This window comes from Mucilaginibacter sp. P4_E8 (genome assembly GCF_056401495.1).
Genome location: NZ_JBFUJG010000159.1, coordinates 1 through 10,181, shown reverse-complemented (window position 1 = coordinate 10,181; position 10,181 = coordinate 1). Strand labels below are relative to the sequence as shown.

Annotated in this window: 8 protein-coding genes and 1 pseudogene; 1 reads left to right on the top strand and 8 read right to left on the bottom strand. The window is 38.1% G+C overall.

Features of this window, described 5'->3' with window-relative positions; translation table 11 throughout:
• Nucleotides 1-488 (top strand): annotated as a pseudogene (locus tag AC1DRQ_RS26980) (hypothetical protein); the annotation flags it as partial.
• Between the two features lie 43 nt (nucleotides 489-531).
• On the opposite strand, the gene AC1DRQ_RS26975 reads toward AC1DRQ_RS26980, so the two are convergent.
• The 8 genes from AC1DRQ_RS26975 to AC1DRQ_RS26940 all read right to left on the bottom strand — a co-directional run bounded on the left by AC1DRQ_RS26975 (nucleotide 532) and on the right by AC1DRQ_RS26940 (nucleotide 9,946).
• A complete protein-coding gene (locus tag AC1DRQ_RS26975) occupies nucleotides 532-1,452 on the bottom strand; it encodes a nucleotidyltransferase domain-containing protein (RefSeq protein ID WP_477428532.1) in 921 nt (306 codons plus the stop codon).
• Nucleotides 1,453-1,476: 24 nt separating this feature from the next.
• Nucleotides 1,477-2,799, bottom strand: a complete 1,323-nt coding sequence (locus AC1DRQ_RS26970) for an O-antigen ligase family protein (protein ID WP_477428530.1) — start codon at nucleotides 2,797-2,799, stop codon at nucleotides 1,477-1,479.
• The gene (locus tag AC1DRQ_RS26965; RefSeq protein ID WP_477428528.1) at nucleotides 2,777-3,904 is read right to left on the bottom strand and encodes a DUF1972 domain-containing protein; all 1,128 of its coding nucleotides are present in this window, start codon (nucleotides 3,902-3,904) and stop codon (nucleotides 2,777-2,779) included. The genes AC1DRQ_RS26970 and AC1DRQ_RS26965 overlap by 23 nt, the downstream gene beginning before the upstream one ends.
• Nucleotides 3,905-3,906: 2 nt before the next feature.
• Complete coding sequence (locus AC1DRQ_RS26960; protein ID WP_429392611.1) at nucleotides 3,907-4,980, bottom strand: glycosyltransferase family 4 protein; 1,074 nt, start codon at nucleotides 4,978-4,980, stop codon at nucleotides 3,907-3,909.
• Nucleotides 4,973-5,944 carry a glycosyltransferase family 2 protein gene (locus AC1DRQ_RS26955; protein ID WP_477428526.1) on the bottom strand — a complete coding sequence of 324 codons (972 nt, stop codon included), beginning with the start codon at nucleotides 5,942-5,944 and terminating at the stop codon, nucleotides 4,973-4,975. The genes AC1DRQ_RS26960 and AC1DRQ_RS26955 overlap by 8 nt, the downstream gene beginning before the upstream one ends.
• On the bottom strand, nucleotides 5,934-7,613 hold the full coding sequence (locus tag AC1DRQ_RS26950; protein ID WP_477428524.1) for a hypothetical protein: 1,680 nt from the start codon (nucleotides 7,611-7,613) through the stop codon (nucleotides 5,934-5,936). Before AC1DRQ_RS26950 ends, AC1DRQ_RS26955 begins: the two co-directional genes overlap by 11 nt.
• A gap of 77 nt (nucleotides 7,614-7,690) precedes the next feature.
• The gene (locus tag AC1DRQ_RS26945) at nucleotides 7,691-9,106 is read right to left on the bottom strand and encodes an oligosaccharide flippase family protein (protein ID WP_477428522.1); all 1,416 of its coding nucleotides are present in this window, start codon (nucleotides 9,104-9,106) and stop codon (nucleotides 7,691-7,693) included.
• Nucleotides 9,107-9,121: 15 nt separating this feature from the next.
• Nucleotides 9,122-9,946, bottom strand: coding sequence for a glycosyltransferase family 2 protein (locus AC1DRQ_RS26940; protein ID WP_429392622.1), 825 nt, complete (start codon nucleotides 9,944-9,946; stop codon nucleotides 9,122-9,124).
• Between the last annotated feature and the right edge of the window lie 235 nt (nucleotides 9,947-10,181).

Sequence of the window (10,181 nt, the reverse complement as noted above, 5' to 3'; positions counted from 1 at the left end):
GTGATACAACTATACTTAGACGTGTCAGTCGAAAAGACAGTTTGTTTATAAAATCATTAGTAATCAAAGCTAACACCGACATTAAAAAGGCTTTTGCGGCCAGGCAACCGGTTGCGTTTATAAGCAAAAGTTCATCAGTAAAAGTAGAAAAATGGAAAGCAGAGGGAGGTCTCTTGAATAATTTCGACACTTCTGATGATTATTTCGATCCAACATATAATATCACTATTAATAAAGCACACACAAATTTTTACTACTCATTTAGTGTATATGTTGATGATAAAGGACAAATGCATTATGGAGAACCCTTAATTGCTTTTACGGGTGAATCATTCAGGGAAAATTATATTCATGAGTCACAGGCCGTTATGAATAGTTATCTTAAGTATTATTTGCAGGTAATTCCAGGAAAAACGTTAAATATGCCTCATACAAGTCTTATAAATATTCATGTTGAAGGAAAAGCTGACGCCCTGGCCATGAGATAAAAATAAGACAGACAGAGATGAGTATATCGATCCGGCTTTTAACTTAATTGGCTACGCTATGATGGTTCTCAACAAGTAGCTGCGCTACCTTTGTTTCGTAGCGGCTTATAAGTTTATATTGAAAATTTTCAGGATCGGGCTTGGCATAATGTTTATCGACAGCCATAGCCAGTAGGATGYCATGGTTGTTAAGCCTTTTTTGCTGTGTTTTCTGATTCCACCTGCCGGCAGTAATTTTCATTAAACGATCATCCAGCACATCCCCAAAACGATTGTTAAATAACCACTCCGTCATACCCTTTAAAACTATTTTATTTAGTGATTTTGCTGTTGAAACCCGCATAATATGGTTAGGCAAATAATTACGGGTCCAGGCGTTGGCGGTAAAAAAATCTGCAAATGTAGTATCGCCCTGTATGGGTATTAGTGTAACAACTTCTGTAGCCGTATAAATATTCTTTTCGGCAATTTCAAGCTGTTGTTCATCTATGTAATAATTCATACAAAAATAATGCTCGCGGTTAACCAAAAAGGTAAGCTTTTTAAAGCAATGCATCAATGTACGGGCTATCCAGAGACGGTTGGCGGCAGTAATAATAAACAGGTCAATATCCGATCCCTCATCAGCATAATTTTTCGACAGTGAGCCAGAAATGGCAATGCCACGTACATAAGGGAACCTGATCAAAATATCACCAACCTTTCGGGCAACTTTTATCATTTCAAAAGCTTTTTGATTTCCATCGTTCCGGCGCTGTATCAGATAGGGATCATTTTTTAGGGTGTAAAACTTATCAAAGCGATAAATAAGCCTGCAGCTCACCAGGCATGCCATAGCCACATCAAACAACATGGGTTCGTACTTAGCAGGAAGAAACAAACAAATTTCTTCCCTTGTAAGCGGATAATTGAACACATCAAAATAGGCCAGGGTTGCTAATATATTTTTTTTAAGTTCTGCCAATGTATGATGATTTAAGGGATTATACTAATATGACGTAACGGGTAAGGTGTTGGTTGCCAATGTGCCTAAATAATCGTCAGGCTTCTGCTGTATGGGAGTAACTTCCTCATTTTCAATATCCGAGAAGATAAAAAAGGAGAAGAAAAAGCTATAGAACATCACCCCTTTATCAACATCGAGTATATTTTCTGAAAAGGAAACAATAGTTATCACCAGCATAAAGCTGATAAATACGACATCCTTATTTTTGAGGGAAGCTTTAAAGCCATAAATAAGCGTAAGCAAATAAATGAGCAGTCCCCATACCCCTGATTTTAAAACTAAACTGATATACTGGTTGTGCGAGTTTAAACCATACAGGTAAGAGCTATACAGTTTTGCATTATAAAAATCATCCTTTAATAAACCAATTTCTGAACCTGATCCATAACCTGTAAGCGGTCTCACTTTTATCCGTTCGGCAGCTACACGCCATCGCTCTATCCGCGAATCAGAGTTTCTAAGCACTGTTTTATCTGCTGACAGGTCTGATTTTAAAAGTGTTACGTAACGCTCGCGGAAGGTGGATATACTTAAAATACCGACAACGACTATTGCCGTAATAGCACCTCCTGTTAATATAAACCGCTGCCTTCTTTTACCATTAAGTAGGTAATAAGGGAGCACCATGTTGACGATCACAAACAAAAGCAGCAATATTGATTTTGAGCTTAACTGTATAAGGCCACCTATCAGGATAAGGCAACAAATGGCATAAAATATTTTTAATGATCTTACCGGTACTCCTTTCACTAAAATATAGAAAAGGTTAACCAGCGCTATTAACAGCTGGAAAGAAAAAAAGGTAGCGTGTATTTTAATGGGTTGAGCAAAGTTGTGATTGGTAAAGCCCTCCGCAAAAATTGCGCTTAACGGCAGGTGATAATATCTGATGGTAAAAAGAGCATCGGCATACAGGTAAAAAACTGTAGCGGTACAAACCAGCGAAAATGCTAACAAAAGCTTTGACTTATATTTATTAAAATCGAGTCCATTTAGGGAAAAAAGTATTGGAAAAAGCAAAACCGGTATCCGGAGTGTCCATTCTGTAAATGCCGCGGGGGTGTTTATAGTATAAATGGTCGCTATTATCGTAATAAATAAAACCGAAGGCAATACCAGCATTTTTAAGGATAACAGCGACCTTAGTTTTTCTTTTTTTAGATGGATGAACGTATGAAGAGCAAAGCTGATAAGTATAATATGACTGTAAAAAAAATCAAACGGCAAGCTTGCCATTAGCAATACTAAATGGTAATAACTGATCTTATTAACCTTACTATCGTTAATGAGCAATAGTTCTTTCATAATTTGAATGCTTATAGCTTTCTACAATAAATTCCTCATACTGATCAATCACCCCCTCCCAGTTAAACTGGTATTGTATTTTATGCAGATTGTTCTTCACCATGTTTTTCTCCTGGTCTTTTCTTTGTACATTYTCAACCAGATCCCTAACTTCGGCCGCATTTGAAAAGTAAAAGGCATCCGTATTCAGCACCGATTTATTAAAAGGGTTATTGTGTGCGGCTATTAAGGCCTCACTGGCCATTGCCTCCAGCAACGACGGATTTGTACCGCCAACACTATGCCCGTGAAAATACAGGTAAGAGTTATTTTGCAAGGCCCGTATCCTGGGGTTATCAAAAATGGCCCCTTTAAATTCTATACGTTCATCGTTATTAAATTTATCGGTGATATATCTGCCAAAGCGGTTGCCTGTATCGCCTAAAACCTTGAATTTTCTGCTCGAGTTACTTTTGTTAAACCCTTCTAAAATTGTTTCAATATTGTTTTCGGGTTCCATCCGTGCCATCAGTAAAAAATAGTCTTCTTTTAAAGCAGCTTTAAAATCATACTGTTCGCGCTCTATATCTGTGTACACATCGGCCCCGTAAGGAATATATGCGCTGTTGATATTATATTTATCGTTCAGGTATGATTTTATTACCAGTGAATCAGCAATATAGTATTGGCTGTATTGCACCGCCAGTTTTTCGGCATATTTTAAAAATTGCTGTACCGGCCTAGAGTACTTTGATCTTTTCCACTCCATACCATCCATATTGGTAATAATGGTACTGTTTTTAGGGTACAATTTGCCCCAAACCGAACTGCTGGTATAGCCCATTAGTAATACCACATCAAATTTGCTTTTCCGGGCATCAAGCAGACAATTCATATCATAAATAAATTGTCCGGCAGTACCTATCAGGTATTCGGGATCATAACAATGTCTTATCTCCACACCGTTCCAGTGATCTTCCTTATARGGATGATTGTGCGAGTTATAAACGGTTACCGAGTGGCCCCGTTTTACCAAACCAGCCGAAACATATTCTGATATATGTTCAAAGCCACCGTAATAGTTCGGTATACCCCTGGTTCCTAATATGGCTATACGTAATTTCATGTCTATAATACTAATTGATATGCTTTTAAAGTTTGTGAAGCGGCCTGTTTCCAGGTGTATTTTTTTAATATGCGATGCCTTAAATTTTCGCTGTAGGCTGCCGAACTTGCTCTTTCAACTGCTGCCAAAATACTTTCGGGCGATGATGGGTCACAGTAAAAGGCGTCGTTAGCAAAGTATTCACGTACATCTCCCTTATCGCTGGTCACAATGTTGCAACCCATCAACGCCGCTTCAATGGAGCTTAGACCGGTAGTTTCGAACCAGCTGGGCAGTATGTGTACTTTAGCCTGCCGGTAATATTTTACCAGTTCATGCTGTGGTATATAATCAATGAAAGTGATATTATCGGCAGCTATACTGCGGCACTCCTGATAGTAGCCTAACTGATTGGGTGCATGTGTTCCTATAAGCAGCAAACGGTAAGGCGTATTATTTAGGGCGCGTATTAAGTTTAACTGGTTTTTTATTCCTTCTATCCGGGCGGCACATATTACCAGCTTTTCATCTTTCTTGATCGAGGCATCGTATTGAAACATATTTTGATCGGCGCCATTGGGAACTATCAGGTGGTTTACATCAGGCTGATAGGACTGGATTACGCGCAGGTATTCTGATTCGGAATTAGGCAGTATCATGGCTGCCCGGCTTAATATGTTCTTTATACTTTTACGCTGGCCCAGCCAGGTATAGGAGGGGCTTGCCAGGCTATCACGTCCCATCAAATATCTGGCTATTGATTTAAGGTATTCAATGGTATCGGTCGATAAATAGCGTAAAAGCCGTCCGGCGCCTTTTCGGTGGTATTTATCATACTCACTGTAATTGCATAAAATGGTTGATACCACGTAAGGTATCCCTGCTTTTTGACTATGGTACAGGATATCAGCAGGGCGGGTAAGGTTAAAAAAGTGCAACAGGTCATAATTATGATAATCGATATTTTCGTTAGCCAATTTTATATCGGCGGTTATGCCCATTTCGGTTAGATGACGTGCGGTTTGTACAACCTGAATGGTATCGCCACCAGGTACGGTATAAATGGTTGACCGGGTAATAAATGCTACTTTAATCATTGTAATGCCCTCCCGAACTAATTTTATGTAACCAGGCAATCAATTTTTCGGGCAGATAACTTATTGTGTACAACAGGTAGTTATCCAGCCTGAGCGGAGATACGCTGATGGCCCGTGCCATATGCAAACGAGCCTTTTGCGGATGATAGTTATTGACCAATAATTTTTTTGCACACAACGCGTAATAGGAACCCTGTTTAATTTTAGGGGAATATTGTTTTTCGCCTATCTCTGCGAGCAGGTTACCTTCGTGCGAGGTGATATTGCGACTTTTAAGTGTGGAGTATTTGATTTCCAGAAACCTGCGCGGACGCCATTTTTCGTCAATGGTGATTGATTCAGGATTTAACCTTAATTTGATAAGCGGCTGCGAAAAGTTACAGGCTTTTTGATCTTTCAGGATATTTACCCATAAGAAATGATCTTCATAGGTATAAGCATGCTCATTATAACCACCGGCCTTTAATATCACCTCTTTTTTATAAAACACGGTGGAGTGTATGAACGGGCAAACTGAATGTTCTAATTGTTGTATATGCTCATTAGTAAGCGCGGGAGGAGTGGAGGTAAAAAGATAAGTACCATCCATATCCATATAATCGGCCGCCGAACCTATAATGCTGTAATCAAGATTGCTTACCATAAAATCATACTGCAATTGCAGCCTTTCTATGTGGCACACATCGTCTGCATCAAACCTGGCTATGTATGGGGCACGTGCGTATTTTAACCCATTATTGAGTGCCAGGGCTACACCTTTGTTGTCCTGATGTATCATTACTATTCTCGGATCGGTAAATGACCGGATCACATCAGCAGTATCATCAGTTGAACCATCATTTACAATCAGCAGTTCAAAATCAGTAAAAGTTTGCTGCAGAACCGATTCAATGGCTTCTCCAATATATTTACCGGCGTTATAAGCAGGCATTAAAACCGTTATCTTAGGGACATCAAAATTCATTATTGAGGGGTTTAAGAGTTTGGGTTTCTTTAATATTGAGCAATAAAAGCAGTTCAAAAAACACCATTACTGATAATTGCTCAAACCAGTAATCAGTAAATAAAACAGCCATCATTAAAATTAAAATGGGTATGCCATAGGTTAAATTTTTATAATGTTTTACAAAAAAGCCGAGGTACCATATCAGAAAAGCAACAAGGCCGATCAGGCCATACTCGGCAATTAACTGATCATATACCGAAAAAGGACTATTGGTTAAAGAATGAAAACCCGACCTTTTACTATAGAAATTAAGATAAAGGTCGAGGTGATTAACCAGGAAATCATGATTGATATAAATATATTTGCTCAAATAACCGCCTGCAAAACCAAGCCCTGCTGCCCGGTAAGCAAGTTTTGACGAGAAATTACCCATCCCAATGCCTGCGACTGTTTTATCCGGGTGACTGTGAAAAAAGTTTACAGTTTGCAAAAAGCCTGTAACTTTTCCGGGTACAGTGGTTGTATAATTACTATTGCCTGATATAGGTAGGGAGTCTTTATGAGTGCGTATAAAATTGACCAGCTGCATTTGCTCAGGAGGTGTTTCTTTACTGCTTTGATAATAATCGCCATTGATATCAGGCTCTTTAATAGTAATTCGGCCACCATCAATTACATACACGTCCTTACCCAGTTTCAGGCCCCTTTTTTTAAATCTTATGCTTAATACCTTACTCACACTGTCAAGGTATAACCTGGCTATTTTTTGCTTGCGCTCTTCCGGGTTTAAAGTACTATCCGGCCTTAAGGTGATCGGTATGTTTGTGTTTACAACCAGTGGGAATGAAATTGAATCAGCGTCCACATCTTTATACTTTTCAAGTATATGCGCTATTGTTAGGGTTGCATATTTGTTGTTTTGCGGTGATATTTTTGCCATGAAAACCCCAAGAAAAACCAGGCATATTACAATGAGGCTTTTTTGGTAGCGGTTAGTTTTAAAAACAAACAGGAATAAAAGTATGGGCAGTAAAATAAGGTTAATAAAGTTGCTGCCGGTGAGTAGCAAAGTGCACATACATACAAAAAGCATGACCACGTTTTTACGGGTCAGGAAATAAATTACGCCAAAAGCATTAAGTACGGCATTGGTTATGGAAGTATCAAATGTGACACCTTTTATATAATCGCCGGTGCTAATAAAATATTTCTGATACTCACCCTGATAGGTGTATGGGTTAATTGTATGTGTTTTTAAAACAATAATGGCAAGGGTACACACAGACAACAGCGCGTTGATAATAAAAAAAGTGAGTATTGTTTGATGGATGATAGCTATATCATTGTTGTCAACAGCCAGTTTAACCTGGTGTATGGCTAATATGCACATGAGCCAAAAAGCAATACCGGTTAATAACAGTATAGTATAACTAACATTGGTATAGCTTTTACTTATAAACCAATTAATTAAGGCAATGGCTATAATTAATAAATAAAAAAGTGGCAGGCGTGAGTTTTTAAAACTGAACCCAAATTTGAAATTGAACTTCCATAAAGTAAAAAAAATGATTACCGGAATTTTTACAGCCAGTTTTACATTTAAAAATAGCAGCAGAAAGGTGAGCAATTTCCAATCCACCTTATCTTTCACTTTATCTATATAAAAATCCACTGCTCTGGTCAACATTATCCGGGGGTTCTTTACAGTCATTACGACCTGAAAAAGGGATTGGTTGCCTGTATAAACGGGGAATGTTTATTATTTCACCAATTCAAYATTTTGGAGAGATTTTTACGGTCATCTGATTTTATTTGCCTGGTAAGCAATAAAGTTGAAAGGTAAAACACAATCGAAATAAATAAGGCCAACCACGAGTTTTGAAATAATGTTTTTGCTAAAAATCCACTTATTAAGGCGCAAGAAACACATGCTGCTAAAGTAAAAAGTGCCCCATTAAGCTCCCCGATCTTGTTTTTTACTGCAAATAAAACAGCCTGTACCAGGCATGATGCTAAAAACGCAATGGCAGCCCCTTCATTTTTAAAGAAAGGGATAAGCAGCAGATCGCCAATTATGTTTACACCAAAAGTAACCAGGAATATATGGAGGATCATTTTCATGCGATTTTGCACAAAATAAATTGTCCACAAAAAATTCATGAAATATAAAAGCGGCAGGCATAACGATAGTATAAATATAGTTTTGGTATTTACCGCCCCGTATTTACCAGCAGTAAGCAGATCAATAACCGGGTTCCAGCACATGTTTAATAGCAGGCCTGTAAAAGTGGCTATGATCATTTCTATCCTTATGATCAGTTTCAGGTTGCCTTCGCTGTAATTTTCCATTTTAAATAGCTTAGTAAACCGGGGTATCAATAATGGAGCAACGGCCAATAGCGGCAAAGTAGATATCTCAAATACCTTATAGGCAAAACTGTATTCGGCAAGTTTTACCGCCGAAACCATAAAACCGATAAACAACCAATCGAACCGGGCCAATGCCGATGTGACGAGCACAACACCCACCTGCGGTAATGACTGGTGCAGCAGTTGTATATATTCTGCTTTATTCCAACGGGGGGCTATAGGGATGCGTATATACCTGTTGAACAGATATATGGAAAAGGCAAGCTCTAAGGTATCACCAGCTATAAAAACCCACATGATACCATCAAGACTTATTAAATGTAACGCAGCCAGTACTACTAAAGCAGTACCCCTAATCACATTGGATACAATGAGCATGCATGCCAACAGCCTGAATTTTTCCATCCCGCTTGATATTTGTTTTAGCGGGGTCGAAAAAAAGATCATCAGCTTACCTGCACCTATGAACAGTATGAGCCTGTAAAGCAGCGTATGATTTGCAAAAAATACTTTACCAAGCAACAAAATACCATAAAATATAAGGCCTGCAAAAATCACGTGAAATACATAAAGGGACAATACCGAGCGGGCATCATCACCATGGGCTATCTTTTTAACCACTACCTGGTCAATGCCAAAAGAGAGGATATTGAATGCTGTGAATACTACGGTTAAAGCCAGGTTAACGAGTCCAAAATTGTTTTTATCAAGRCTTACCGACAGCACATAAAACATCAGGACACCAAATAATTGGTTAATCACCAACTGAAGTGTATTAGCCGAAAGATTTTGTACCAGCTTTTTTTTCATGAACAGGGGCCAACTTTATTCGGTCTGAGCATCGGCTTTAAGTTTGTAAGTCATAGCCGGTACTTCGTTTGAATAGCTTTTTTGATTGGATGCTTGTTGTGCCTTACTAAGGTAATAATATTTTAACCAGGTGTTTTTTAGCGCCATTTTAGCAATGTTCCATCCTTCTTTACCATCTAAAAAACCCAATAAAAACACATAGGTTTTTACAAAATGGAATACAGGGGCTATGTATAGTTTTACAAAGCCGGCCTTTTTACCACTTTGTAAATATTTTAAGGCGCTTAGCTGCGCATAATGAATGATTTTAGCCTCATGTTCCTGCGCGTTTTTAACTGAATAATGGTGCAGGTGGCCATTCAGTTTTTTTACACGTACATTTTGCGGAAGTATTAATATTTCATGTACAGGAGGCTCAGACCATTTAACACAGGTACGGTTAAATAAACGAATATGGTGATCGCGGCCCCAATTGCCAAAGTTTATTGGTTTATCACCGTAATATGCTTTAAATGGTATATCATATACCGTATTGCTGTCATCAAGCTTCAATTCAGTTATTGATGTTAGCAGGGCGGTATCTGGTATTTCGTCGGCATCAATACTTAATATCCAATTATACCGTGCAAGTGCAATACCCTTATTTTTATTGGCACCATAACCATCCCAGTTTTTCTGGTACACGCGGCAGCCATTTTCAATAGCTATGTTTAATGTTTGGTCGGTACTGTCATTATCAACTATAATGATATCATCAGTGATCTGCTTGAGCATAAAAATACTTCGGCTAATCATTTCGGCCTCGTTTTTAGTAATGATAACAACAGAAACTGGAACCATGTATAATTAAATTAATTTATCAGTTATTCGCAAGGTTAAGGCCGATCACAACTGCACAAAAAATTGAACATCTATTATTATATCGTTGATTTATAGCAAAGGGTTGCCCGTAACTAAAAACTATTTGTCTTTTTATTTTAATATTTTGAACTATAATCTGAATAATTACGAAAGCGGTTTAGAGGATTGTTATTTTATCTATTTTTATAGAAGGATCAGTCAATTTATATATGGA

Coding starts and splice junctions, on each gene's coding strand:
- AC1DRQ_RS26970 (WP_477428530.1), bottom strand. CDS start 2,799: ATGAAAGAACTATTGCTCATTAACGATAGTAAGGTTAATAAGATCAGT.
- AC1DRQ_RS26960 (WP_429392611.1), bottom strand. CDS start 4,980: ATGATTAAAGTAGCATTTATTACCCGGTCAACCATTTATACCGTACCT.
- AC1DRQ_RS26955 (WP_477428526.1), bottom strand. CDS start 5,944: ATGAATTTTGATGTCCCTAAGATAACGGTTTTAATGCCTGCTTATAAC.
- AC1DRQ_RS26950 (WP_477428524.1), bottom strand. CDS start 7,613: ATGTTGACCAGAGCAGTGGATTTTTATATAGATAAAGTGAAAGATAAG.
- AC1DRQ_RS26940 (WP_429392622.1), bottom strand. CDS start 9,946: ATGGTTCCAGTTTCTGTTGTTATCATTACTAAAAACGAGGCCGAAATG.